The sequence below is a fragment of the Seonamhaeicola sp. ABD4_340 genome (assembly GCF_056312135.1).
Window position 1 is genome coordinate 3242419 of the sequence record NZ_CM149981.1, and the last position, 26751, is coordinate 3269169.

Genomic DNA, 26751 nt, shown 5'->3' on the forward strand with positions numbered 1-26751 from the left:
ATGACAATATTGTACTAGTTAGTTAAAACAATATTATGCTTTTCTATAATTTTACGTAAATTAATAAGTGCATAGCGCATTCTACCCAATGCTGTATTAATGCTCACACCTGTTTTATCTGATATTTCTTTAAAACTCATATCTTTATAAATACGCATAAGCAGCACTTCTTTTTGGTCTTCAGGCAGTTCGTCAACCAAACGGCGTACATCACGTTCTACCTGGCTTTTAATAATAGCGGTTTCTGCATTTAGTGCAGCATCACTTAGCACCGAAAAAATGCTAAATTCACCCGCATTATCAAATTTAGGCATGCGGTTGTGCTTTCTAAAATAATCAATCACCAAATTGTGCGCAATACGCATAACCCATGGCAAAAACTTACCCTCTTCGTTATAAGACCCATGTTTTAAGGTTTTTATAACTTTTATAAAAGTATCTTGAAAAAGATCTTCAGCCAAATCTTTATCATATACTTTAGAAAATATAAAACTGTATATTTTTTGTTTGTGCCTGTAGATTAAGGTTTCTAAAGCACACTCATCGCCTTTAATGTAGTTGCTTACCAGTGTAGCATCTGGAGTTAATTGATGTTGCATAATCATTACTTTTTATACAAGAAGCAGGGCTTCTTTGTTTGGGGTTATTCTTTTTTAAAAAGTAATATTATACTATAGGCTTCTCGTTTTTAGCGGATTATTATAATCCAAATATAACAACAATCGTTCCTAAAAAACAAAATTTATAGATTTTTTTTATGTAACCTATGGGTTTCACCTATACTTTTTAAGTTCAAATTCTTGTAGTATCTTTGTTAGGTTATTTCTTTAAAAAGCCCATGAATACTGATATTTTAGACGTAAACCCCAAAGAAAACATTATTATTAAAGGTGCAAAATTGCACAACTTAAAAAATATTGATGTTGTAATACCACGCAATAAATTAGTGGTAATCACCGGCTTATCGGGTTCTGGTAAATCTAGTTTAGCCTTTGACACCTTATATGCCGAAGGCCAAAGACGCTACGTTGAAAGCTTATCTAGCTACGCACGCCAGTTTTTAGGGCGCTTAAATAAACCCAAAGTAGATTATATTAAAGGTATTGCACCAGCCATTGCTATAGAGCAAAAGGTAAATTCTACCAACCCACGTTCTACCGTTGGCACTACTACCGAAATTTATGACTACCTCAAACTATTATTTGCGCGCATTGGTAAAACCTACTCACCCATTTCTGGTAATGAAGTAAAAAAAGAAACGGTTACCGATGTTTTAAACTATATAAAAACCTTTAACAAGGGCGACAAACTTTTGCTTTTAGCGCCTATTTTTTTAGAAGAAGGCCGTAGTATAGATAATAAATTACAAGCCCTAAACCAGCAAGGGTATGCCCGTATACAAGTTAACAACAAAGTGCAACGTATTGAAGAGGCTGAGGTGACCGATGCCGACCAGGTTTTGCTTGTGGTAGATCGTGTTATTGTAAAACATGAAGACGATTTTTACAACCGTTTGGCCGATGCCATTCAAACTGCTTTTTACGAAGGCAAAGGCACCTGTTTTGTTGAAACGTTAAAAGACAACCAACAGCGTGCTTTTAGTAATAAGTTTGAGCTAGACGGCATGACGTTTTTAGAGCCCAATGTGCATCTATTCAGTTTTAACAACCCGTATGGCGCTTGCCCTAAATGCGAAGGTTACGGCGATATTATAGGTATTGATGAAGATTTAGTAATACCCAACACAGGCTTATCGGTGTATGAAAACGCCATTTTCCCATGGCGTGGTGATAGTATGAGTTGGTACAAAGACCAATTGGTAAATAATTCACATAAATTCAATTTCCCCATACATAAACCGTATTTTGAATTAACCGCTGCCCAAAAACAACTTATTTGGGATGGTAACCAACATTTTGAAGGCTTAAACAGCTTTTTTGCAGAGTTAGAAGCCAAAGCCTATAAAATTCAAAACAGGGTTATGTTATCGCGTTATCGCGGAAAAACCACATGTAAAGCCTGTAACGGGAAACGGTTACGACCAGAAGCAAACTATATAAAAGTTGGCAATACCACCATTACCGATTTGGTTGAAATGCCTTTAAACACGCTGGCTAATTTTTTTAAAAATTTAACGCTTAATGAATACGATACACAAATAGCATCCAGACTTTTAACCGAAATTAATAACAGACTCTCGTTTTTAACCAACGTAGGGCTTTCATATTTAACACTTAACAGGCGCTCAAACACCTTATCTGGTGGCGAAAGTCAACGTATTAACCTTGCCACTTCTTTAGGGAGTAGTTTAGTAGGTTCTATGTATATTTTAGACGAACCCAGTATTGGCCTGCACCCCAAAGACACCGAACAGCTTATTTTGGTATTAAAAGCCTTACGCGATTTAGGCAATACGGTAATTGTAGTAGAACACGACGAAGATATTATGAAAGCGGCCGATACCGTTATTGATATTGGCCCTGAAGCAGGCACAAACGGCGGCCATGTTGTAGCACAAGGCACCTATAAAGATATGCTGGCTTCAAACTCTTTAACTGCACAATATTTAAATGCATCTTTAGAAATTGAAGTACCTAACACACGACGAACCACAAAATACCACGTAGATATTGTAGGCGCTAGAGAAAATAATTTAAAGAATATTGATGTCTGTTTTCCGTTAGGCATGTTAACCGTTGTTACAGGCGTTTCTGGTAGTGGCAAAAGCACATTGGTTAAGAAAATATTATATCCGGCTTTACAAAAAAAACTTACCGATTTTGGTGACAAACCCGGGCAATTTTCAGCATTGAAAGGCAACTTCAGCAATATTAAAGCCATTGAATTTGTTGACCAAAACCCTATTGGGCGTTCATCACGTTCTAACCCGGTTACCTATATAAAAGCTTATGACGATATTAGAAGCCTGTTTTCAAAACAAAAATTAAGCACCATACGAAACTACCAACCCAAACATTTTAGTTTTAACGTAGATGGCGGACGCTGTGAAACTTGTAAAGGTGAAGGTGAAGTAACTATTGAAATGCAATTTATGGCCGATGTGCATTTAGAATGCGATACCTGCAAAGGCAAACGCTTTAAAAAAGAAGTGCTTGAAGTTACATTTGCTGAAAAAAACATTGATGATATTTTAAATTTAACCATTGATGATGCGGTTGCCTTTTTTGAAGCCAATAACCAACCTAAAATAAAAAACAAACTACAACCCTTACAAGATGTTGGCTTGGGCTATGTTACCTTAGGGCAAAGTTCTTCTACCCTTTCTGGTGGTGAAGCGCAACGCATTAAATTGGCTACATTTTTAGGGAAAGGCAACACCAAAGACAAGGCCCTGTTTATTTTTGATGAACCTACTACAGGCTTGCATTTTCATGATATTAAAAAATTATTAAAATCGTTTAACGCACTTATTGCAAAAGGACATTCTATTATTGTGGTAGAACATAATTTAGATTTAATTAAATGTGCAGACCATGTTATTGATTTAGGTCCTGAAGGCGGAGAAAATGGTGGAAATATTGTAGCTTTTGGTACACCGGAAGCCTTAGTTAATAATAAAGAATCTGTAACAGGTACGTATTTAAAAGATAAGTTATAAATGAAAAAGAACGCTTAAAAAAGCGTTCTTTTTCCCAACAAACTAATTAAGTATTTAAATTACTTAACAAACTTTAAACTACCACTGGCTGTTGATAAAATATAGAGTCCTGATTTTAATCTAGAAACATCAATTTTATTTGAAACAGCGCCTGCTTGTATTGCTTGCCCCATGATGTTATAAACAGTGTAACCATCTGTAATAGTAGCAGCATTTTTAAAAACGATTGCATCCGTTTTTGCGTTATAGTAAGCGTTTAATTTATTCTTATTGAAACGAGACGTTGATAATGCATTTATTTCGGCTTGACTTCTTATATACACCAACGTTGGATCACTTGCTCCGGGGCCACCATAAGTAGTAGAACCACCATCTGGCGTATAAGCCAAATAGGTTAATATTCTGTAAGTTAAATTCGTGTTTTCTGAACTCAAAGGCGCATTAGCAGGAATGGTATAATTGGCTGTAGTAACACCACCTGAGCCAGCACCAGGAAACGCATAATCATTAGGCTGTGCTACTGTTTCATTAGCCCAAGTACCATTAATCACATCATGGTTAGCTATTGGTTCATCTTGCAAACCTGCTAAAACAAAATTAAACGCATCATTAGTACCATTAGTAGACCCTAAGGTATAGGTTATTTCAATGGTAATATTATCACCTGGTTTAAAGGTAACAGCGGTTTCACCATTAATTTGATAATCGGCTTTATTAGACCAACTGAATGTGGGTTCTACGCGCTGCGCAAATGTTATTGAAGTAAAAAAAATAAATACTAGTGTAATGTTTTTCATAATGTATACGTGTTTAGTTAATAGTTAAACCAAATGTAACCAAGCAAACAAAACATTACTAAAAACAATACTTGACAAAAACTTGACATCAAAAAAATCCTTCAAATAAACCAATTATTTCAGATAAAGAAGTATTAAAAACAAACCTTTGTTACACTGTTGCATTATATCGTTTAAAATTAATCAAGTACACAAAAAAAGTAAAGAAACTGTAATAATAAAGACGTTTTTAGGCACCTAAACCCTGAGGAGAAACAAAGTTTCAACATAAGCAGGTATTTATAGAAAAGCTGTAAATAAAAAAAAAGAACGCTTTTTTAAGCGTTCTTTTCACAAACAAATTAATTATGTTTTTAAATTATTTTGCAAATTTTAAACTACCATATTCTGTAGACAAAATATAAATCCCTGATTTTAAACCAGAAACATTAATATCGTTTGAAATACCTCCTGCTTGCACCTCTTGTCCTGTTAAATTATAAATTGAATAATCACCTGTAAATTGCTCCTTAACTATTACCGCTTTTAAGTCTGTACTGTAATATGCATTTAGTTTAGATTTCGTAAAGTCATTATTAGATAATGTCACTTGATCTAAAACAATGTAATTAAAATGATTGAATGCAGTATTTCCTCCACCATCAGTACCAGGGCTAAAAAGTTGTATTCTACAAGGTGTATCTGCTGTAACATCAGGCACAGTAAAAGTAACAGAAGCTGCTGTACCTGAAACAGGCATAGCTCCAGTTCCTCCTACTATTAGACTTGTTCCTTGAGAACCAGCTACAACTGATGATCCAACTAATCTAGCATAAATTTCATTTCCTTGAACAGTATAATCAAACCCCACAGTAATAGTATTTCCTTCGGGAAGTATTGCTAAATCTGTACCAGGCGTGTCATCAGCTAGTGAGTCTCTGAAATCAGCTGGGGTTTGTGTGTTAATTGTTACATTGGAAAATTGCGCCATTGCAATTGAGCTTGTTAAAAACGCAGTAAATAATAAAGTAATTTTTTTCATAATGTTTAGTTTTTGTTTTAGTTAATATTAATTCATTTACAAAATTTGTTTTTAAATATAAAAAACAAAAACAAAAAAAACGATATAAATATCGTCTTTTTTTTCCTGTATAACAGCAAGTTAATTATTTTACAAATTTTAAGCTTCCGTTTTTAGTAGATAAAATATACAAACCTGCTTTAAGGCTTGAAACATTAATTTCTTTTGAAACAAAAAAACAATTAGCGTTTCGTTTATTTTTATAAGCGCCTATTATATTTTTCAAAATTATATAAAAAAAGAGTAGCACATAGATACTTAAAAAACAAAAAAGCCGCTATTTAAGCGGCTTTTAAATGGAATATTTTTTAACTTATTCTTTAATTATCTTTTTTGTAAGGCCTGTATCAGTCTTTAAAATATAAACCCCTGAGGCTAAATCAGAAATATCTATAGACTCCTTAGCTTTCATAGATTTCACTTCTGCCCCTAGTAAGTTATGCACAGTAATTGACTTAAAGCGGTTAGGTTTTGAAAGTATTAATTCTCCTTTAGTTGGGTTAGGATAAATATCTAATGGTTTAGCTAGAATAACATTGTTAGATAATGTATTTACTTGTTGAATATCATCTATCCAAGTAACTTCTCCTGCTACATTACTTCTTGTTATTTGATCAAACCCAATGTCTAGCCTTGTAACACCAGTAGCAAACCCTGTGATATCAAAACCTATAGTTTGCCATTCGGTTGTGCTAGTAGGCGTATAGGTTGTTGTGTAATTAACTACAGCACCAGACCCAACTTTTAACCCAAAATTAAATGATGTTTCTCCTCCTGCAACAGCTGAAGCAGATGACAAAACTTTTAAGGTAATAAAGTTTCCATTAGAAGCATTTAACGCACTACCAGGAATATTTATTAGTGGATAATGAAAAGCAAAAGTATTTGCGGCTCCAATTTCAAATTTTAAAGCCCTAGTGGAAGGGTTTCCTGTTGTACCTCCTGGAATTGCTTCAACTGTTGTGGTATGTAGCTCACCTCCTCCATCTTGGTCTGATACAGTATTGAATTGACTTACGCCAGTATCATCAAAATTTTCAACTATCACAGATGGACCATCTGGAGTTTCCTCGAAATTAATATTCAATTGCGCTTGGCATAATGAGATTGTAAAAAGCGCTGAAAACAATAAAGTAATTTTTTTCATAAATTTTAGTTTTTGTAGTTAATACTTCAAATATCAGTAAATACATCTCTAATATACAGAACATTTGTTCAAAATACTGCAACAAAAGTTTTTTTACCTTGTTTCTTTTAAGAAATTAATCTTAATAAAAACAACCCATAAAAGGTGTTTTATTTTTTGGCACGCTGTTTGGTATTACATAAACGTATTCACATTTAAATTTACAGATTATGAAAAAAATACTATTCATTTTAGCTGGATTCATCCTTACAGGATTTACCGCTAATGCCGTTACAACCACCAAAAACAATAGTAACAACACATCTGCTTATATTGGAGGCTACAGTAATTCTTTCATATTTGTAGAAAATGGTATTGAATTCTCGGTGTTTAGAGATGGACAATTCGATTTTAACATTGTAAGAGGTAATGCGAGGTTCAATGTATCAATTGGCTCACCTAATATTCATGTTAGTTTTAATTCTGGCTATGATTATAATGCCTATGTGCAATATGACGAGTTTGGAGCTATTATTCAAATTGAAAACACACCAATTTACTATGATCACTACGGCCGTATTGTACAGGCTGGAAATATAAACATTTTTTACAACAACTTTGGATATGTGTCTAGAGTGGGCGGTTTATACGTACACTACAACAGATACAATACATTTTCACACTGTACAGGCTTTATAAATGTTTATAATAGAAATTATGTATACCGCCCATGGCATAGATACTACGCAGTACCTGCAGTGAATTACTGTGTGGTTTACAACAGGCCGTATAGAAGACATTACACACCAGTAAGATATGTATACTCAAGACCATTTTATAACAATTACAGACCTAGAACAGCTGTTGCAAGCAGACGTGGACATAGCATTATAAGAAACAGAAGTTACGCAACCGTTAACCGCAGTAACAGAAACATAACACGTGTTAACCGCTATAGCACAAACCGAAGCCATATGACTAAGGCTACTGTATCTAGAAAGAGCAATAACACATACAGCAGAAACAATGGTGTTAGACAAAACAATAGCTCTAGAAGTATATCTAAAAACAATAGAAACGCAAACACTATTACTAATAGAAATACAACTATTAATAGATCTAGTAATACTAATATTACCAGAAAGAGTAATAGATACAGTAAACCACAGACAAACACGTCTAGAAACTATAAAAGTAATAACACAAAAAGAGCGCCACAAGTAGCTAAAAAAGCAACAAGAACACCGCAAAAAAGTTACCAAAGATCTAGCTCTACACAGCAGCGTAAAAGTGTACCGCAAAGAACCGTAACAAGAAGTGTTAATAAAAATAATAACGCTAGAGTGTCTCAAAACAGACAATCATCTAGCAACAATACACGATCTACCTCTAGAAGAAGATCATAATAACTTTGGTTGGTTAGTTGGAAAGCCCTGTGATACGTTTGCCTCAAAGCAGCATCATGGGGTTTTCTTTTTTATTTTTTTAAGATTTTATTTATGTTGTACACAATATCTTCAGACAGCTTAAACTTATAAACCACAACAAGATACAACACACTAATTAACGCAGATTTTAAAGTTATATTTAGAATAGGTGTAAAAGAAAAATCCCAAAAATAAAACACAACAAAACACCCAAATATTAACATTCCTGTTTTTAAGCTATTACGTGTAAAAGGTTGTATTTTGAAGTATTTATATACAAAAAATAGTTTAGCCGAATTATAAAACACAATAGCCAAAAACGTAGCCATGGCTGCCCCATTAATGCCATATTTTGGTATAAAAACAATGTTTAAAATAAGTGTTAGCACTGCTAAAAAAATGCCCAACAAAAGTACAACTCTATAATAATCACTATTAAACAAAATAGCATTATTACTACCTAACATGGCATCATACAATTTTGCGGTACTAATTAACAACACCACATAAAGCCCTACACTATATTGTGTATTAATTAAAAAATAAAATTGTTTTACATTAAGCACTATTAACAAGAAGATACATCCGCTAATAATTAAAAGGTTTAATGCGCTTTTTTTATATAATTCATCTAAAGCATCGAAATCTTTTTCATTTAGATATTTAGCCGATAATGGCATTAAAATTTGATGCATAGAACGTTGTGGCACTGCAATAACAGTAGCCATGTAAACCGCTACATTATAATACGCTACATTATTTAAGTCAACTAATAGTTTACCTAACATTACCTTATCTACATCTAATAAAATACTAGCTACAGAACCTGCAATTAATATAAGCGACGTGTATTTTAAAATAGCTGATATATTACCAATTTTTTTAAACACTATAACCGGCACGCGTACACTAAATGCATAAAACATCATAACAAGCATGCGTATTAAATACATACACACCAAACCTACCATAAACTGCTTTACAGTTAACAGTTCTAAATACAAGCAAAATAATAAAACCATGGAAGCCACTCTATGAAAAACCTCTTTCATAAAATTACCAAACACCGTTTTCATTTGCACTTTTGCCCAGGCAAAAAACACTTCAAAATACGCCAAAGCAATAGCAATAACAATGGTGTGCCACACGTAATTTTTTATAAGCGTATTTTTAGAGGCTAGAAAATCACCTACAGCTTCATAACACACATACCCAATAATACTTACAGGCACAATAACAACTAATGGCAATAAAACCATTATTGTTAAGAAACTATTTAGTGAAACCCGCGTTTTAAACGTACTGTAAAATTTAACCAAGGTATTGTGTACGCCAAAGGCCATTAATGGCATCATAACATGTGCTGCAGATAGCATAACCCCTACCATACCGTAATATTCACCAGATAGGAAATTGGTGTATAAAAATAAGGTGTTAATTGCGCCAATAATAAAGCCTAAATACGTAGAGGCTACATTTTTTAAAGATTGTGATGCAACGATACCCATTATATAATTGTAGCTAACTGTTGTGTTAAAGCCTCTCTGCTATACTTCTGTAAACCAACTGCATGTACTTTTAAATTATTATTTCTATAAGCCTTGTAATGATTTAAAATAGCAGCTTTTAATGCTTCATAAGCATTATAATTAAAATACAGTCCGGTGTTGGTTTCTTTAATAATATTTTCAACATCAGAACCTTCAGGACCTAACGAAATTATAGGTCTGTTTGACACCATATACTCAAACAACTTACCTGGAATAATGCATCGTGTTTCTTCTGAATCAATTTCAACCAACAATAATACCTGTGATTTTTTTTGAAATACAATAGCCTCTTTATGAGGTAAATACCCAAACACATTTACACTATCACTTAAATTATGTTTTTTTATAGACTGTAATATATCATCACTAACAGCGCCAATGAAATTGAGTTGCAAATCATGTTTAAATTCAGGATTTTTTTGCACTAAATCTTGCAACACGCGCCATAAAATTTCAGGATTTCGTTTTGACAACAAAGACCCAATATGCGCTATAGAAAATTTAGTATCCAAGGCTACGGTTGGCACTTTTTCATAGTCATAGCCATTAGTTATAACATCAATAGGTTTATTAGTGAGTTTAGTAAATTCCTGCTTAGTTACAAAACTAGTAACCACTACCCTGTCTGCTGTATTTAACACCTGCTTTTCTAGAAACAAATGTTTCCTTTTAGCCCATTTTGTGAGTTTAAGTTTTTTGTGATACCCAATGGTTGTCCACGGATCTCTAAAATCTGCCAACCACTTAACGTGTAATTGTTTTTTTAATTGCATACCAATTAAGTGTAAACTATGCGGCGGACCAGTAGTAATAACAACGTCTACTGGATTTTTTTCAATATATTCTGACAGATACTGAGTAGCAGGCGCCACCCAATGTTTCCTAGCATCTGGAATAAAAAAATTACCACGCACAAATAGCATGGTTTTTTCAATAAAGCTCTGGTTTTTATAATCTGAAATGATACCCTTACTCATGGTATTTGATTTCTTTTTTGAAAGAAAACGTGCTAACTTGTAAGGCTCTTTAATAGGAAGCTTTAATAGTTGCAAATCTTTTGAAACATCTTGAGTTAAACTAGCATCAGTTAAAGCATAATTAGGATTTTCAGGAACAAAAACAATAGGTTCTACATTAAAATTTGGCAGATATTTTACAAATTTCAACCAACGCTGTACGCCCGGGCCACCCGCAGGCGGCCAATAATATGTTATTATGAGCGCTTTTTTAGGCACCTTTTTCTTGTGTTTTCTTAAATTCAAAAAACAATCCTCCTGCTAGCAAAAGCACTAATAAAACCGAACTGCCTAAAGCAATACGACTACCTGTTTTAACCACTTGCGGATCAAAAACAAATTCAATAGTATGTGTGCCTTTTGGTATTTGCATACCACGCAACGTGTAATTAACGCGCATGTGTGTTGTTGGTTTACCATCTAAAAGTGTTTTCCAGCCATTACCATAATAAACCTCTGAAAACACCGCAAAACCATCGTGATTGTTCTTAGATTTGTACTTTAAGTAATTAGGAGCAACTTCCTGTAGCTCAATATTTGATAGAGAGTCTAATTCAAAATTTTGTTTTGCTATTGTGCCATGTGTGTAAACGGCTTTGTGTTTAGTATTTAAACTATCTAAAGCTAAAATTTCATCGTTGGCCGTAGCTACCTTTTCTACAGTTTTTACAAACCAAGCATTACCATTAGCCTCATCATTCAACAATGCCGATGGGCCTTTTTCACCATCAATAATTACATATTTTGTATTAAGCATGTTAAGCACATTTATATTGTTTTTCGCAATATAAAAATCGAAAACTTCGCGATAGCGTTTTAATTCTGCCGCGTTATAGCCATTTAATGAGTTATGGAAATACGATGCTCTGGTGCGATTTTGCAACCCTTCATTAGTCACATCAAACACTCTAAAATGACCTTCGTCTTTTAAAATATCGTTATCAGCTGTGGTGGCTGAAAATGGCTTATTCACTTTAATAGCTGCTACAAAATCGTCATTATTCACATAACGCCTATCTACAAGCACCAAATCGAATAAAATAAGTATAGCAAAAACTGTAATAACGCCGGTTTCTTTTAATTTCTTTTTTAGAAAGAAAAACACAGTACCCACGGCTAGTAGTACCAGAACTAGGGTACGGAAAGTATCGGCAGTAAACATAGCTTTTCTATCATCTTTTACAGCGTTTAGAAAATCTTGTCCGTAACTTTGCAAATAGTACCCATCATTTGCACCGGAAAAAGTAAACAATGTGTTTTTAAACAACAAAAATACTACAGCTAAACCTGCGGTAATGATGGTTGTATATTTAAGCGCTTTAAATTTTTCATCTTCTTTTTCAAAATCGTTAAGCAATCGTGCTAAAGCAAATATACCCAGCACAGGTACACATAATTCTAGTATAACCTGAATAGAACTTACGGCTCTAAATTTATTGTATAGTGGCACATAATCAATAAAAAAATTGGTTAAAAACCCTAAATTTTTACCATAAGAAAGCAGCAAAGACATTACTGTGCCACCTACTAACCACCATTTTAAGCGACCTTTTACTAAAAACAACCCTAAAACAAACAAGAAAATAACCACCGCACCCACATAGGCAGGCGCTTCAACAATGGGCTGATTACCCCAATACGTTGGCGCTTCTTGAGACCTGAATTTTTTATAGGTTTGTGAATCTTTCCCAACATGTTCAAAATTTCCACCACCCATAAAACGCGGTATGTACAAATTAAAAGTCTCAACAATACCGTAACTAAACTGAGTGATGTAATCTCTATCTAAACCCGAAGTAACTTCTTTAGGTGAACCATCTTCATTAATAGTTAATTCACTTTTACCTCTGGTACTTTCTTTTACGTATTCTTGGGTTGCCAAAACACCTGTAGCATTTAAGCCAATAGATAAAATTACAGCTAACACCAATACCCCAACCGATTTAAAATAATGCGGTAACACTTGTTTTTTAAATGCATCTATTAAGTAAACAACGCCTAAAACAAGTACCAATAGCAGTAAATAATAGGTCATTTGAAAATGGTTAGACACAATTTCTAACCCCATAGCCACCGTAGTTAATAAAAAACCAGCAATATATTTTTTTTGAAACGTTAGCAATATACCACTTAAAACCAGAGGCATATAAGCAATAGCATGTGCTTTACTATTATGCCCAACGCCTAAAATTATAATTAAATAGGTTGAAAAGCCAAATGCTAGTGCACCAACAGCTGCCAGTTTAAAATCTACTTTTAATACCAGCATTAAAACATAAAAACCTAATAAATATAAGAATAAATAATCGGCTGGTCTTGGCAAGAACCGCAGTGCTAAATCCAAATTTTTTATATAATTATGTGGATATTTAGCACCTAATTGATAGGTTGGCATACCACCAAAGGCACTATTAGTCCAATAAGTTTCTTCGCCTGTTTGCGCCCTATAATCTTTTTGTTGTTTAGACATCCCAATGTATTGTTTGATGTCACTTTGAAAAATAGCTTTTCCTTGTAAAACAGGACTAAAATATGCTAAAGATATAACTACAAACCCCAGTAAAACAAGTACATGAGGCCAGATTTTTTTAAATGAAAGTTGCATGAAGGTGCTTTAAAATCAATGGTTGTGAAATTAATCAATTTCTTCGAAATCCACGTAATCTCCAACATCTTTATTTGATGTTTTACGCGTTGGTATTTTATCTATGGTAACTTCGCCCTCCTTTTTAGGTTTTTCTTGAGTCTTTCTATTTTGAAAATTCCCGTTAAACTGTTGTCCAAAGCGCTCTTCGGCTTTTTTGGCTACAAACTTTATTAAAAATGGCGAAAACAAACGTGCTAATATTTTAACACCAAAATAAATTAACAAAATGATAAGAATCATTTTTACTAAACCTGTGGCAGATGCAAATTGTTGCATGAAAATTCTTTTTTAAAAAACAAAAATACAATTCTATATACTTAAAAAACGTTTAAAACTGATAAAAAAAGTATAAAATATATATATTTGATAACTAAATTTGAGGTAACAGCCCCTTGCAACAACCCCTATTTTGTTCTTTATAACACCTAATTTTTAATGATGAAGCCATACAAATCTATCTTTGCAGCCTTAATGTGTTTTTTAAGCTTAAACGCTTTTAGCCAATATACCGATGTTATAAACTCTAACAGACCTGGTGTTTCTAGAAGCGCCTTTTCTGTAGGTAAAAACGTAGTACAATTTGAAGTTGGCCCCTATTTTGTAAAAGAAAAACGCACACCCGCAACCACTTACGAAGTTTCTGGCTTAGGTGCAGATTTTGCAGTACGCTACGGCTTTTTATTTGAGCAATTAGAAATTAATATAGAAGGTGCTTACCAAAATGATACAAAAACATACACCTACCAAGAAGGTGCCGAAGAAGACAGAGCAAACTTTAAACATTTGGCTTTAGGTGCTAAATACTTAATTTTTGACCCCTATAAAAATGAAGAAGCTAACAAGCCAAACTTATACAGCTGGAAAGCTAATCACAGTTTTAAATGGCGTAATTTAATACCGGCAGTTTCAATTTTTGCAGGAATTAATTATGATACTAAAAACAACCCATATACCGCACCAGGTGTTGAAGGCATTAGCCCAAAAGTAATGATTGCTACACAAAATAATTTTTCTGGCGGTTGGGTTTTTGTTATGAATTTAATTAAAGACCGTATTGGTACAGATCAATCTGATTTTCAATATATACTTACCCTTACACATGCATTTAACCCTCAATGGGTTATTTTTGGTGAAGCACAAGGCATTAAAAGTGATTTTTATGCCGATAACTTATTTAGAGTTGGTGGCGCACGCTTATTTGGAAAAGATTTTCAGTTAGATGCCGCCATAACCTTTAACACCAAAGACACGCCATCTGTTTTTAATGCCAGTATAGGCGCCTCTTACAGGTTAGATTTTCATAAAGACCCAAAAATAGATAATGGCACAAGCGCTGAAGATGAAGGTGATAGACGCGATAGAAAAAACGGTAAAAAAAGATCTAAAAAAGCCTCTAAAAAGCGTAAAAATACTACCGATGATGATGATAGCCCTAAAAAACAAAAAAAGCAAAGTATAGATTTTGATTAAACGAAATAACCCTAAAGACGTTAACTGTATATGATTACAATTAAAGAAGTTAGCAATAAGAAGGCCTTAAAAACCTTTGTTAAATTTCCATTTACACTCTATAAAAATTCACCATACTGGACACCACCAATTATTAGTCAAGAGCTAAAAACTTTTGACACCAATGAAAACCCTGTATTTAATGATGCTGAAGCTACGCTATTTTTAGCTTATAAAAATAATACCGTAGTTGGTAGAGTGGCGGCCATTATAAATTGGCTTGAGGTAAAAGACCAAAAACAATTAAAAATGCGTTTTGGCTGGTTTGATTTTATAGATGATTTAGAAGTATCAAAAGCCTTATTAAACAAAGTTGAAGCTATAGGAAAAGCACACAATTTAGAATATACCGAAGGGCCTGTTGGGTTTTCAAACCTTGATAAAGTTGGTGTTATTACAGATGGTTTTGAGCATAATGCGCCTATGGTAACATGGTATAATCATCCCTATTACACAAAACATTACGAAGCTGCTGGATTTAAAATTGAAAAAAGATACATAGAAAGTAAATTTCCGTTTAGCAATGTAAAACCTGAAACCTTTGAAAAGGCACAAGCACTTATTAAAAGACGTTACCAACTTACCGCATTAAACTTTACTAAAACATCAGAAGTTATGCCGTATGTTGATAAAATGTTTGATTTATTTAATAAAACCTATGCTTCCTTATCGTCATTTGTAGCTATAACCGATATTCAAAAAGCCTATTTTAAAAAGAAGTTTATAAGTTTTGTAAACCCAGAATACATAAAGTTTGTAGTTGATAAAGACAATAATTTAATAGGCTTTGCTATTGTAATGCCTTCATTTGCAAAAGCTTTACAAAAAGCCAATGGCAAACTGTTCCCATTTGGTTTTAGGCATATTTTAAAAGCTAAAAAGCACAGTAAAGATGTTAATTTTTACCTTATTGGTATACATCCAGATTACCAAAATAAAGGCGTACATGCGGTAATTTTTAATGAATATTATAAAACATTTACTGAAAAAGGTATAGAATTCTGCTATAGAACACCAGAACTAGAAGACAACATTGCCATTCATCAAATTTGGAAACATTTTAACCCTGAAGTGTACCGAAAGCGTAAAACGTTTAGAAAAGATTTATAAAAACAAAAAGTCCGAATTTTAAATTCGGACTTTTTTTATGAGAATAATTAATTAGTTTATTACTCACCCATTGCTGCCATAACAGCGGCAGATAAACGCTTATAAGTACCGTTTTCTAACCTGTCTCTAATCCCTTCAAAGGCAGCAAGTGTTTCATTTACATCATCTAAGGTATGTGAAGCCGTAGGTATTAATCTTAATAAAATTAAACCTTTTGGTATTACAGGATACACTACAATAGAACAGAATATACCGTAATTTTCACGTAAATCTTTAACCAAAGCCATGGCTTCAGGAATACTTCCTTTTAAATATACAGGTGTTACACAACTTTGTGTAGTACCAATATCAAAACCACGATCTTTTAAACCAGACTGTAAAGCTGTTACATTTTCCCAAAGTTTTGCTTTTAATTCTGGCATGGTTCTTAACATTTCTAAACGTTTTAAAGCACCAACCACCAACTGCATTTGTAGTGATTTGGCAAACATTTGAGAACGTAAGTTATATTTTAAATAATCTATAATTTCTTTATCACCAGCAATAAAAGCACCAGTACTTGCTAAAGATTTTGCAAAGGTTGCAAAGTATACATCAATATCATCTTGCACACCTTGCTCCTCACCTGCACCTGCACCCGTAGCACCTAACGTACCAAAACCGTGTGCATCATCTACAAATAATCTGAAATTGAATTTCTTTTTTAAAGCTACAATTTCTTTTAAGCGTCCTTGTTCGCCTCGCATACCAAAAACACCTTCAGAAATAACTAAAATACCACCACCGGTTTGTTCTGCCATTTTAGCGGCACGCTCTAAGTTTTTTTCTAAACTTTCAACATCGTTGTGTTTGTAAGTAAAACGCTTACCCATGTGTAAACGCACACCATCAATAATACATGCGTGTGCATCAACATCATACACAATAATATCATCTTTAGAAACCAAAGCATCTATGGTAGATACCATACCTTGGTAACCAAAATTCAAAAGATATGCCGCTTCTTTTTTTACAAATGAAGCTAATTCATTTTGAAGTTTTTCATGCAAATCTGTGTGACCAGACATCATACGTGCGCCCATTGGGTATGCAGAACCGTATTGTGCAGCAGCTTCAGCATCAACCTTTCTTACTTCTGGGTGATTTGCTAAACCTAAATAATCGTTTATACTCCAAGTAATAACTTCTTTCCCTTGAAATTTCATTCTATTTGAAATTTCTCCTTCTAATTTAGGAAACACAAAGTACCCTTCTGCTTGTGATGCCCACTTACCTAACGGCCCTTTGTCTTTATAAATTTTTTCAAATAAATCCTTCATTTAAAAATGTCTTAACGCTATTTAATTCTAAGATATCACTAATTAAGGTGATTGTTTGCTGTGTTAAACAAGTCCATTTTTAAAGGACAAAACATATTAGTTTAATACCTTAGTTAGTTCGTGCAAAATTAATTATTTAATTGTTTTGAACATAATTTTTAGCACGCAATTATTATAAAATAAAAGAGATTAAATTTTGCTTTTAAACAAAATACAATCTCTTTTATAAAAAAGTATATTTTTTACTTTATATATTGAACTTTTTCAAGTGTTTCTTCATTAACACTATCAAAAAATCCTTGATCATTCATCCACTTATCACTGTACACTTTACTCATGTATCTTGAACCATGATCTGGAAAAATAACCACTACTTTATCGCCTTTTTTAAAGGTTCCTGCTTCTCCTAATTGTTTTAAGCCTTGTACTACAGCGCCTGATGTATAGCCTACAAACATACCTTCTGTTCTGGCAATTTCTCTTGCGGTGTGTGCGCTTTCTTCGTCTGTTACTTTTACAAATTCATCAATAACATCAAAATCTGTAGCTGCAGGAATTAAATTTTTACCTAGACCTTCAATACGGTAAGGGTAAATTTCTTTTTCATCAAACTCACGTGTTTCGTGGTATTTTTTTATAACCGATCCAAAAGCATCAATACCTATTACTTTAATATTAGGGTTTTGCTCTTTTAAATACCTAGCTGTACCCGAAATAGTACCTCCAGTACCACTACAAGCTACTAAATGCGTTATGTTACCTTCTGTTTGTTCCCAAATTTCAGGACCTGTAGAGTGGTAATGCGCATCAATATTTAACTCATTAAAATACTGGTTAATGTACACTGAGCCTTTACGCTCTTGGTGTAACCGTTTTGCAACCTCATAATAAGATCTAGGATCATCGGCACTTACGTGTGCAGGACACACATATACTTTGGCGCCCATGGTTTTTAGCATGTCTATTTTATCTGGTGAAGATTTAGAGCTTACTGCTAATACACACTCATAGCCTTTTATAATACTAACCATAGCAATACTAAAACCTGTATTGCCTGATGTAGTTTCAATAATAGTATCGCCTGGTTTTAAAATACCTTTTCTTTCGGCTTCCTCTATTATATAAAGTGCTATTCTATCTTTAGATGATTGACCCGGATTGAAAGATTCTATTTTTGCATAGAAATCACCTTCAAAATCTGAGGTTATTTTATTAAGCTTAACAAGCGGGGTGTTGCCAATTAAGTCTAAAAAACTGTTGTAAACCTTACTGTCTTGTTTCATTAAATGCTTTTTAAAGGGCGCAATGTATTATTAAAACGCGACTTAAAACCTGACAAAAATAAGTTTTTTTTTTAAATTAAGCATTAATACCTTCTAAATCTAATAAAAAAGCATATTCTAGGGCCACTTCTTTTAAACTTTCAAATCGGCCAGAAGCACCACCATGCCCCGCATCCATATCGGTTTGTAATAGTAAAATATTGTGGTCTGTTTTTAAGTCGCGTAGCTTAGCTACCCATTTTGCAGGTTCCCAGTATTGCACTTGCGAATCATGCAAACCTGTTGTTACTAATACATTGGGGTATGCTTTAGCTTCTACATTATCATAGGGTGAATATGATTTCATGTAATGATAATAAGTTTCTTCATTAGGGTTGCCCCACTCATCATACTCGCCTGTGGTTAATGGTATGGTGTCATCTAACATAGTAGTAACCACATCAACAAATGGTACAGCTGCAATAATACCATTATATAATTCAGGATTCATATTCATTACAGCCCCCATGAGTAAACCACCTGCAGACCCGCCGTAAGCGTACAAATGTTTGCTAGATGTGTACTTGTTTTCTATAAGATATTTAGATACATCAATAAAATCATAAAACGTATTTTTTTTGGTAAGCAATTTGCCGTTTTCATACCAATCTCGTCCTAAATATTCACTACCTCTAATGTGTGCTATGGCATAAATAAAACCACGATCTAATAAACTTAAACGAATGGAAGAAAATGACGGATCTACGGTAGAGCCATACGATCCGTAGGCATATTGCAACAAGGGGTTTTCGCCATTTAAAACCACATCATTTTTATATATTAAAGATACGGGTACTTTAACACCATCGCGTGCGGTAACCCACACACGTTTTGTTGCATAATTGGCTTTATTAAATTTACCACCCAATACTTGTTGTTCTTTTTTTATAGTGCTTTGTTTGGTTTCTAAATCATAATCAATAACAGAACTTGGTGTATTTAAAGCATTAAAACCGTAGCGTAGTGTGTTGCTTTCAAAATCTGGGTTACTGCCAATGTAAGCGGTATAGGTTTCAGAGTTAAACGGCAAGTAATAATCTTCTTCACCATTCCAACTCATAATACGTAATTTATTCAAACCGTTTTCACGTTCATTTATCACCAAAAAGTCTTTAAAAATTTCAATATCCTCTAACAAAACGTGATCTCTGTGGGGTAAAACTTCTTCCCAATTATTAATATTTGTGGCGGTTTCGGGTGTTTTTAAAAGTTTGAAATTGGTAGCACCATCATTATTTGCCATTATATAAAAGGCGTTGTTATAATGTGAAATACTATACTCTAAATCGGGTTGTCTTTCTTGAAATATTGTGAAATCAGCCTCGGGCGTATTGGCATTTAAAAACCTATACTCGGTAGACAAGGTACTTGAAGAACCAATAACAATGTATTTTCTAGATTTTGTTTTGTAAACGAAGGTATTGAAGGTATCATCAGTTTCATGAAATACTTCAACATCATTACTAACAGGACTTCCTAAAAAATGTTTGCATATTTTATGCGAACGTAGTGTAACCGCGTCTTTTAAAGCATAAAAAAGTGTTTTATTGTCATTTGCCCAGGTTATGCTACCAGTGGTGTTTTTAATGGTATCTTTTAAAATTTCGCCTGTTTCTAAATTTTTTATTTGTACGGTATATTGACGTCTACTTACCAAATCGGTTGTGAAAGCCGCTAGCTTATTATCAGGGCTAATAGCTATGCTGCCTAACTTAAAATACGTTTGGTTTTTGGCCATTTCATTACAATCAAACAATACCTCTTCTTCGGCATCTAGTGTTCCCTTTTTACGGGTGTAAATTGGGTAACCTTTATCTTTTTCAAAACGTGTAATATACCAATAGCCGTTTAATTTATATGGTACAGTTTCATCATCTTCTTTAATACGGCCTTTCATTTCTTCAAATAGTGTGTTTTGAAAAGCTTCAGTATGCTTTAAAATACGGTTTGTATAGTCATTTTCGGCTTCTAAATAATCTATTACAGCTTGGTCTTCTCTGTTATTAAGCCAAAAATAGTTGTCTACCCTAACATCATTATGCGCTTGAAGTTTTTTGGGTGTTTTTTTTGCTTTTGGTGGCGTTATGGTCTTTTTCAAATTAATGTTAAATTTTAGCGCACAAATATAAAATTAAATAGTTTTGTATTTATAAAAAAATTGATACGATATGTTTGGAGATATGATGAATATGATGGGTAAACTTAAAGAAACCCAGAAAAAAGTTGAAGAAACAAGAAAACGTTTAGATACCGTTTTAATTGATGAAGCTAGTACAGACAATAAACTTAAAGTGACCATTACAGCCAATAGAGAAATTAAAGGCTTAGACATAGACGATGCGTTACTTGAGGACAAAGAACAACTTGAAGATTACTTAGTTTTAACGCTTAATAAGGCTATTGAAAAAGCCTCTAAAATAAACGAAGCTGAACTTGCTGCTGCTGCCAAAGAAGGCTTACCGAATATTCCGGGTATGGATATGTTTAAATAAAGTTATTTGTTAAAATTAGTGTTTTTTAAAATCTTTAACAGTACTTCATGCATATCATTAGTATAATCTAAATGTGTTACCATACGCAGTTTATTGCTTCCCATACTAATAATATGAATGTTATGTTCTGTTAGTTTATTTAAAAAATGTGTTTCGTTAACATTGAGGTTTAGCTCAAAAATTACAATATTGGTTTCAATAGGCTCAACTTTTTTTATGATTGACAAACCTTTTAGTATGTCACCAATATCTTTTGCTTTTTGGTGATCTTCGGCTAAACGCTTAATATTATTCTCTAAAGCATAAATACCTGCGGCAGCCAAATATCCTGCTTGTCTCATATTTCCGCCAAAAACCTTACGAATTCTTTGAGCGTTTTTCATAATAGCAGCATCACCAATTAAAACAGATCCTACAGGGCAACCCAAACCTTTGCTTAAACAAACTGATATGGTATTAAAAACAGCACCATATTGCTGGGTGGTTTCATTTTTAGCAACTAAAGCATTCCAAAGTCTGGCACCATCTAAATGAAGTCCTAAATTTTTGTCTACGCAAAGCGTTTTTATTTTTTCAATTTCAGTAAAATCCCAACAAGCACCGCCACCTTTATTAGTAGTGTTTTCTAAAGCTACTAAGCGGGTTTCGGCATACCAATAATCGGCAGGGTTTATAGCTGCTTCAACCTGTTCTGCTGTAAACCTACCATTATTACCTTGTAACAATTTACAAGATACACCACTATTAAATGCAACACCACCAGACTCATAATTATAAATATGCGCATAGGTATCACAAATAACCTGATTACCTGGTTGCGTGTGTAATTTAATAGCGGTTTGGTTGGCCATAGTACCGCTAGGAAAAAACAAAGCGTTGTCTTTACCAAACATATTAGCAACCTTTTGCTCTAACAGGTTTATAGTTTCATCTTCACCAAAAACATCATCGCCCACAGAGGCTTGCATCATAACATCAAGCATTTGAGTACTTGGTTTGGTAACAGTATCACTTCTTAGGTCTATTTTCATTACTTTGAGAAATTAAAAAGATAAAACTAAAAAAATATCTAAAGTTTTTTCCTGTTAAGTATTAATTATATTTTTACCCAAAATATTAAAACTATGATTACTTCAGATCAAATTAAAGATCTTAACACCCGCCTTGACAAACTAAGGCACTATCTTTGACATAGATAGAAAATTAATTGAAATACAAAACGAAGAAGAAAAAACCTTCGACCCTAATTTTTGGGATGACCCAAAAGCTGCAGAAATTGTAATGAAATCGCTCAGAGTAAAAAAGAAATGGGTAGAAGATTACAATACCATAAAAACTCAAATAGAAGATTTAGAAGTTCTGTATGAATTTTACAAAGAAGGCGAAGCACCACTAGACGACGTTGAAGAAAACTTCAACAAAGTATCTACCTATTTAGAAGATACCGAGTTTAGAAATATGCTTTCAGACGAAGGCGATAGCCTAAGTGCCGTATTACAAATTACCGCCGGTGCTGGTGGTACAGAAAGTTGTGATTGGGCCAGTATGCTTATGCGCATGTACTTAATGTATGCTGAAAAAGAAGGTTTTAAAGTTAAAGAACTTAACTACCAAGAGGGTGATGTGGCAGGCATTAAAACGGTTACTTTAGAAATTAATGGCGATTTTGCTTTTGGCTGGTTAAAAGGCGAAAACGGTGTACATAGATTGGTAAGAATTTCACCTTTTGATAGCAACGCTAAACGCCATACAAGTTTTGCTTCGGTTTACGTGTACCCATTGGTTGATGATACTATTGAAATAGATATTAATCCGGCCGATATTGAAATTACAACCGCACGTTCTAGTGGCGCGGGCGGGCAAAATGTTAATAAGGTTGAAACAAAAGTGCAGCTATTACACAAACCAACTGGTATTCAAATTCAATGTTCAGAAACCCGTTCGCAACACGATAATAGAGACCGTGCTATGCAAATGCTACGCTCACAACTTTATGAAATTGAGCTAGAAAAACAACGTGCACAGCGTGATGATATTGAAGCCAGTAAAATGAAAATTGAATGGGGAAGCCAAATTAGAAACTACGTTATGCATCCTTATAAATTGGTTAAAGATGTAAGAACCGCCCATGAAACAGGCAATGTAGATGATGTAATGAATGGCGATATCAATGCCTTTTTAAAAGCCTATTTAATGATGATGGGCCAGCAAGAAGAAAACACAAACGAGCTTTAACATGCAACCAATAGATACTTTTATTTTCGATTTAGGCGGTGTTCTTATAGATTGGAACCCTGAGTACGTTTACTTAAATGAATTCAATGGCGACCGTGATAAAATGCAATGGTTTTTTGACAATATTTGCACCATGGATTGGAATGAAAACCAAGATGCCGGCTACCCTATTGCGAAAGCTACAGAAGAAAGGGTAGCTATGTTTCCAGAATATGAAAATTTAATAAGCATCTATTACGGCCGTTGGGAAGAGATGTTAGGAGGTGCCATTTCTGGAACGGTTGATATTCTAAAAAAAATAATTGAAAGTAAGCAATTCAAAGTAGTGGCGTTAACAAATTGGAGTAACGAAACCTTTCCTATTGCATTAAAAAGATTTGAATTTTTACAATGGTTTGAAGGTATTGTTGTTTCGGGTGATGAAAAAACAAGAAAACCTTTTAAAGATATTTACATCACCACGCTAAATCGTTATAATATAACAGCCGAAAAAGCCATTTTTATTGATGATAACGCCAGAAATATTAAAGCTGCCAATACATTAGGTATTAACGGTATTCAATTTAAAAATCCTGAACAGCTTATTTCAGCATTAAAAACATTCAACATAAACATTTAAACACTAAAAAATGATTACAATATATCACAATAACCGTTGTAGCAAATCAAGACAAGGCTTAGGTATTTTAGAGGCTTCTGGTAAAGATTTTGAAGTTGTAAAATATTTAGAAAACACACCTACTGAAGCCGAATTAAAAGCTATTATTAAGCTGTTAAACATTGCACCTATTAATCTTGTTAGAAAAAACGAAACTATTTGGAAAACAGATTTTAAAGGCAAAGACTTATCGGATGACGACATTATTTTAGCTATGGTAAACAACCCAAAACTTATTGAAAGACCCATAGTTATAAACAATAAAAAAGCTGTTATTGGCAGGCCACCAGAGAAAATTAAAGACATAATTTAACATTTCAATCTTTAATTTAGCACAACTTTAACTAAAAGCGGTTTTACCTAATTATATTTTTGGAGTCTTAAGTCTAAACTATAATTATGTACAAAATTTTTACGCTCTTTTTTTTATTCGCCTGTATTACCCTTTCAACTGCACAACCCAAACCACAAGAAACCTCAGCTACATTAGCTTTAAAAGATGTTACTGTTACAGGTAAAGTTTTAGACAAAGAAACCAATGACCCGCTAGAATATGCTACTGTTTCATTTTTTAGTAAAAAAGCTAATAAGGTTGTAACTGGCGGTATTACTGATATTAACGGTAGTTTTAGTATTCCTGTACCACAAGGCACTTATGATATTACTATTGAATATATTTCATACAAAACACAAAAACTATACAATAAAAATATCTTCAAAGCCCAAAATTTAGGCACTATTTATTTAGATATTGATATTGCTTCTTTAGGTGAAGTTGAAATTATAGCAGAAAAAACAACCGTTGAAATAAAATTAGATAAGAAAATATACAACGTTGGTAAAGATTTAACCGTTAGCGGCGGCAGCGTTAGTGATGTTTTAGACAATGTGCCCTCTGTATCTGTTGATGCCGAAGGCGGTATAGCACTTCGTGGTAATGATAATGTACGAATACTTATAAATGGGAAACCTTCGGGATTGGTAGGTTTAAACTCATCAGACGCTTTACAACAATTACCTGCCGATGCCATTGAAAAAGTTGAAGTTATCACATCGCCTTCAGCAAGATATGAAGCCGAAGGTACTGCCGGTATTTTAAATATTATTTTACGCCGCAGTAAACTACAAGGACTAAACGGTTCTGTTACAGTTAATGGTGGCCACCCAAAAGCCGCTGGAATTTCGGGTAATATAAATTACAGAACGGGCGATTTAAACTTTTTTAATACCACATCATATAGATACAATGAAAGACCCGGCCGCTGGTATAACGATGTAGAATATTTTGATATTAACACACCCGATTTAAATGAAAGACGCGATTTTACCAGAATAAATAATGGCATAACAACAAATGCCGGGGTTGAGTGGTATGTAAACGAAACTGCTTCTATTACCACATCATTAGTTTACAGAAATAACAACAATGAAAACAACTCTGTAAACCGTATGATTCAGTTTGATAAAATAAATAATACCACAACCACTGATATTAGGTTAGATCCGGAAGATGGTGATAGAAAAACCATTCAATATGCTTTAAATTTTAGCAAAGATTTTGAGAAAACCGATCATAAATTTACATTAGATTTTCAGTATGAAGATAATGATGATAACGAGTTTTCATTAATAAACTTTAACGGTACAGATACCGATATTTTAGAGAATATTGAAAAGGAATCTAAAATTCTTTTACGGTCTGATTATGTGTTACCTGTGGGAGACATGAGCCAAATTGAAGTAGGTGTTCGCGGTGATTTCAATAATACTTCAACCGATTATAATGTTGAATTATTAAACCCTAACACCAATGAATTTGAAGTAAATACAGATTTATCAAACATATTCAACTTCAAACAATATTTAATGGCTGCATATGCACAATATGGTAGCAAAATAAACAAAGTTTCCTATTTATTAGGCTTAAGGTTAGAAAACACACGCACTACCCTAGACCAACCCACCACGGGCGATTTTAAACGAAAAAACCTAACCGGCTTATTTCCAACGTTAAATATAAATTTAGAATTAAGTGATGACGAAAGTATTACCTTAGGTTATAACCGCCGATTAAGAAGACCACGTGGTTTTATGTTAAATCCGTTCCCCTCACGCTCAAGTATTACAAATGTATTTCAAGGAAACCCAGATTTAGATCCAACTTACACAAGCAAATATGAAATTGGCTATTTAAATAGGTTTGGTAACATTACACTAAGTTCGGCAGTATATTATGCACATGCTACCGATGTAATGGCTTTTGTTAGTAGAGAAACTGGAGAAACAGCCATGGTTGGCAATGAAGCGTTTCCTGTTATACAAAGAAGCCCTGTAAATGTGGCTACAGACGATAGTTATGGTGTTGAATTGAATATTAATTACAGTCCGTCTAGAAAATGGCGCATTAATACAGATGTAAACTTTTTTAAATTTGAAAGAGAAGGTAGTTTTGAAGGCATAGATTTAGGTGCTGATAATTTTACATGGCGTGGAAGAATTTCAAATAAGCTAACATTGCCTTTTGATATAGATTGGCAAACCATGGCAAATTACCGTGGGCCAACCTCTGATAACCAAAACGATAGAGATGGTGTGTTTTCAGTAAACCAAGCACTTAGTAAAGATTTATTTAATGATAAAGCATCTATAGCTTTTAATGTAAGAGACGTTTTTAACAGTGGTTACTCTAGAAACAATATTACTGCCGATACTTTTACGGCATATCAAGAAATACAATTTAGAGGTGGTACTATTTACAACGTATCATTTACTTACAGATTTAACCAGCAGAAAAAACGCGAGCGTAATGGTGATTATGAGGGCGGTGGTGATGGCATGGAAATGTAATGCCACAATTAAGCACA

At 33.6% G+C, this 26751-nt stretch carries 21 protein-coding genes; 9 read left to right on the top strand and 12 right to left on the bottom strand.

What is annotated here, in order from left to right; translation table 11 throughout:
• Positions 1-14: 14 nt before the first annotated feature.
• Complete coding sequence (locus ACYX4H_RS14015) at positions 15-599, bottom strand: RNA polymerase sigma factor (protein WP_476236902.1); 585 nt, start codon at positions 597-599, stop codon at positions 15-17.
• Between the two features lie 239 nt (positions 600-838).
• Between ACYX4H_RS14015 and uvrA the strand changes: the two genes are divergently transcribed.
• Positions 839-3619: an excinuclease ABC subunit UvrA gene (gene uvrA / locus ACYX4H_RS14020; RefSeq protein WP_476236903.1), complete on the top strand. Its 2781-nt coding sequence runs from the start codon at positions 839-841 to the stop codon at positions 3617-3619.
• Positions 3620-3678: 59 nt separating this feature from the next.
• Here the strand turns inward: uvrA and ACYX4H_RS14025 are convergent, their stop codons facing one another.
• The 3 genes from ACYX4H_RS14025 to ACYX4H_RS14035 form a co-directional block, all read right to left on the bottom strand.
• A complete protein-coding gene (locus ACYX4H_RS14025) occupies positions 3679-4416 on the bottom strand; it encodes a T9SS type A sorting domain-containing protein (protein WP_476236904.1) in 738 nt (245 codons plus the stop codon).
• A gap of 358 nt (positions 4417-4774) precedes the next feature.
• Positions 4775-5386, bottom strand: a complete 612-nt coding sequence (locus ACYX4H_RS14030; protein ID WP_476236905.1) for a T9SS type A sorting domain-containing protein — start codon at positions 5384-5386, stop codon at positions 4775-4777.
• Positions 5387-5789: 403 nt separating this feature from the next.
• Entirely contained in the window at positions 5790-6623 is an 834-nt protein-coding gene (locus tag ACYX4H_RS14035) for a T9SS type A sorting domain-containing protein (RefSeq protein ID WP_476236906.1), read from the bottom strand.
• A gap of 209 nt (positions 6624-6832) precedes the next feature.
• Here ACYX4H_RS14035 and ACYX4H_RS14040 point away from each other — a divergent pair, with 209 nt between their 5' ends.
• Positions 6833-8008, top strand: a complete 1176-nt coding sequence (locus ACYX4H_RS14040) for a hypothetical protein (RefSeq protein ID WP_476236907.1) — start codon at positions 6833-6835, stop codon at positions 8006-8008.
• Positions 8009-8079: 71 nt separating this feature from the next.
• On the opposite strand, the gene ACYX4H_RS14045 is transcribed toward ACYX4H_RS14040, so the two are convergent.
• Genes ACYX4H_RS14045 through ACYX4H_RS14060 form a run of 4 tightly spaced genes read right to left on the bottom strand, consistent with a single transcriptional unit; the run spans position 8080 to position 13518 of the window.
• Positions 8080-9537, bottom strand: coding sequence for a lipopolysaccharide biosynthesis protein (locus tag ACYX4H_RS14045; protein ID WP_476236908.1), 1458 nt, complete (start codon positions 9535-9537; stop codon positions 8080-8082).
• A complete protein-coding gene (locus tag ACYX4H_RS14050) occupies positions 9537-10814 on the bottom strand; it encodes a glycosyltransferase family 4 protein (protein ID WP_476236909.1) in 1278 nt (425 codons plus the stop codon). The genes ACYX4H_RS14045 and ACYX4H_RS14050 overlap by 1 nt, the downstream gene beginning before the upstream one ends.
• Complete coding sequence (locus ACYX4H_RS14055) at positions 10807-13200, bottom strand: YfhO family protein (protein ID WP_476236910.1); 2394 nt, start codon at positions 13198-13200, stop codon at positions 10807-10809. Before ACYX4H_RS14055 ends, ACYX4H_RS14050 begins: the two co-directional genes overlap by 8 nt.
• A gap of 30 nt (positions 13201-13230) precedes the next feature.
• The gene (locus ACYX4H_RS14060; RefSeq protein WP_475296470.1) at positions 13231-13518 is read right to left on the bottom strand and encodes a DUF4834 family protein; all 288 of its coding nucleotides are present in this window, start codon (positions 13516-13518) and stop codon (positions 13231-13233) included.
• A 159-nt stretch (positions 13519-13677) separates the two neighbouring features.
• Between ACYX4H_RS14060 and ACYX4H_RS14065 the strand changes: the two genes are divergently transcribed.
• Complete coding sequence (locus tag ACYX4H_RS14065) at positions 13678-14712, top strand: transporter (protein WP_476236911.1); 1035 nt, start codon at positions 13678-13680, stop codon at positions 14710-14712.
• A 30-nt stretch (positions 14713-14742) separates the two neighbouring features.
• Positions 14743-15861: a GTP cyclohydrolase gene (locus ACYX4H_RS14070; RefSeq protein ID WP_476236912.1), complete on the top strand. Its 1119-nt coding sequence runs from the start codon at positions 14743-14745 to the stop codon at positions 15859-15861.
• A gap of 59 nt (positions 15862-15920) precedes the next feature.
• Here ACYX4H_RS14070 and capB read toward each other — a convergent pair whose 3' ends face one another.
• The 3 genes from capB to ACYX4H_RS14085 all read right to left on the bottom strand — a co-directional run bounded on the left by capB (position 15921) and on the right by ACYX4H_RS14085 (position 20600).
• On the bottom strand, positions 15921-17180 hold the full coding sequence (gene capB / locus ACYX4H_RS14075; RefSeq protein ID WP_475296473.1) for a cysteate-C-fatty acyltransferase: 1260 nt from the start codon (positions 17178-17180) through the stop codon (positions 15921-15923).
• A gap of 242 nt (positions 17181-17422) precedes the next feature.
• The gene (capA, locus tag ACYX4H_RS14080) at positions 17423-18463 is read right to left on the bottom strand and encodes a cysteate synthase (RefSeq protein ID WP_475296474.1); all 1041 of its coding nucleotides are present in this window, start codon (positions 18461-18463) and stop codon (positions 17423-17425) included.
• A 76-nt stretch (positions 18464-18539) separates the two neighbouring features.
• Positions 18540-20600: a S9 family peptidase gene (locus tag ACYX4H_RS14085; protein WP_476236913.1), complete on the bottom strand. Its 2061-nt coding sequence runs from the start codon at positions 20598-20600 to the stop codon at positions 18540-18542.
• A gap of 70 nt (positions 20601-20670) precedes the next feature.
• On the opposite strand from ACYX4H_RS14085, the gene ACYX4H_RS14090 reads away from it, so the two are divergent.
• Positions 20671-20994 (top strand): YbaB/EbfC family nucleoid-associated protein, encoded by a 324-nt coding sequence (locus ACYX4H_RS14090; RefSeq protein WP_475296476.1) that lies wholly within the window; start codon positions 20671-20673, stop codon positions 20992-20994.
• A gap of 2 nt (positions 20995-20996) precedes the next feature.
• Here ACYX4H_RS14090 and ACYX4H_RS14095 read toward each other — a convergent pair whose 3' ends face one another.
• A complete protein-coding gene (locus tag ACYX4H_RS14095; protein ID WP_476236914.1) occupies positions 20997-22025 on the bottom strand; it encodes a threonine aldolase family protein in 1029 nt (342 codons plus the stop codon).
• A gap of 93 nt (positions 22026-22118) precedes the next feature.
• Between ACYX4H_RS14095 and prfB the strand changes: the two genes are divergently transcribed.
• The 4 genes from prfB to ACYX4H_RS14115 all read left to right on the top strand — a co-directional run bounded on the left by prfB (position 22119) and on the right by ACYX4H_RS14115 (position 26734).
• Positions 22119-23229 (top strand): peptide chain release factor 2 gene (gene prfB, locus ACYX4H_RS14100; RefSeq protein WP_476236915.1). Its coding sequence is split into 2 segments (ribosomal slippage): positions 22119-22181 and positions 22183-23229, totalling 1110 coding nucleotides; the frame shifts between segments, so codons are not numbered across the junction.
• Between the two features lies 1 nt (position 23230).
• Positions 23231-23848: an HAD family hydrolase gene (locus ACYX4H_RS14105; protein ID WP_476236916.1), complete on the top strand. Its 618-nt coding sequence runs from the start codon at positions 23231-23233 to the stop codon at positions 23846-23848.
• A 10-nt stretch (positions 23849-23858) separates the two neighbouring features.
• A complete protein-coding gene (gene arsC, locus ACYX4H_RS14110; protein ID WP_476236917.1) occupies positions 23859-24200 on the top strand; it encodes an arsenate reductase (glutaredoxin) in 342 nt (113 codons plus the stop codon).
• Positions 24201-24286: 86 nt separating this feature from the next.
• Complete coding sequence (locus ACYX4H_RS14115; protein ID WP_476236918.1) at positions 24287-26734, top strand: TonB-dependent receptor; 2448 nt, start codon at positions 24287-24289, stop codon at positions 26732-26734.
• Positions 26735-26751: the final 17 nt, after the last annotated feature.

Bases quoted from the DNA above. Each gene is read 5' to 3' on its own strand.
- ACYX4H_RS14060 (WP_475296470.1), bottom strand. From the start codon at position 13,518: ATGCAACAATTTGCATCTGCCACAGGTTTAGTAAAAATGATTCTTATC.
- ACYX4H_RS14015 (WP_476236902.1), bottom strand. From the start codon at position 599: ATGCAACATCAATTAACTCCAGATGCTACACTGGTAAGCAACTACATT.
- ACYX4H_RS14105 (WP_476236916.1), top strand. From the start codon at position 23,231: ATGCAACCAATAGATACTTTTATTTTCGATTTAGGCGGTGTTCTTATA.
- ACYX4H_RS14035 (WP_476236906.1), bottom strand. From the start codon at position 6,623: ATGAAAAAAATTACTTTATTGTTTTCAGCGCTTTTTACAATCTCATTA.
- arsC (WP_476236917.1), top strand. From the start codon at position 23,859: ATGATTACAATATATCACAATAACCGTTGTAGCAAATCAAGACAAGGC.
- ACYX4H_RS14045 (WP_476236908.1), bottom strand. From the start codon at position 9,537: ATGGGTATCGTTGCATCACAATCTTTAAAAAATGTAGCCTCTACGTAT.
- ACYX4H_RS14040 (WP_476236907.1), top strand. From the start codon at position 6,833: ATGAAAAAAATACTATTCATTTTAGCTGGATTCATCCTTACAGGATTT.
- ACYX4H_RS14095 (WP_476236914.1), bottom strand. From the start codon at position 22,025: ATGAAAATAGACCTAAGAAGTGATACTGTTACCAAACCAAGTACTCAA.
- ACYX4H_RS14025 (WP_476236904.1), bottom strand. From the start codon at position 4,416: ATGAAAAACATTACACTAGTATTTATTTTTTTTACTTCAATAACATTT.
- capB (WP_475296473.1), bottom strand. From the start codon at position 17,180: ATGAAGGATTTATTTGAAAAAATTTATAAAGACAAAGGGCCGTTAGGT.
- ACYX4H_RS14030 (WP_476236905.1), bottom strand. From the start codon at position 5,386: ATGGCGCAATTTTCCAATGTAACAATTAACACACAAACCCCAGCTGAT.
- capA (WP_475296474.1), bottom strand. From the start codon at position 18,463: ATGAAACAAGACAGTAAGGTTTACAACAGTTTTTTAGACTTAATTGGC.
- ACYX4H_RS14055 (WP_476236910.1), bottom strand. From the start codon at position 13,200: ATGCAACTTTCATTTAAAAAAATCTGGCCTCATGTACTTGTTTTACTG.
- ACYX4H_RS14070 (WP_476236912.1), top strand. From the start codon at position 14,743: ATGATTACAATTAAAGAAGTTAGCAATAAGAAGGCCTTAAAAACCTTT.
- ACYX4H_RS14065 (WP_476236911.1), top strand. From the start codon at position 13,678: ATGATGAAGCCATACAAATCTATCTTTGCAGCCTTAATGTGTTTTTTA.
- ACYX4H_RS14115 (WP_476236918.1), top strand. From the start codon at position 24,287: ATGTACAAAATTTTTACGCTCTTTTTTTTATTCGCCTGTATTACCCTT.
- ACYX4H_RS14090 (WP_475296476.1), top strand. From the start codon at position 20,671: ATGTTTGGAGATATGATGAATATGATGGGTAAACTTAAAGAAACCCAG.
- uvrA (WP_476236903.1), top strand. From the start codon at position 839: ATGAATACTGATATTTTAGACGTAAACCCCAAAGAAAACATTATTATT.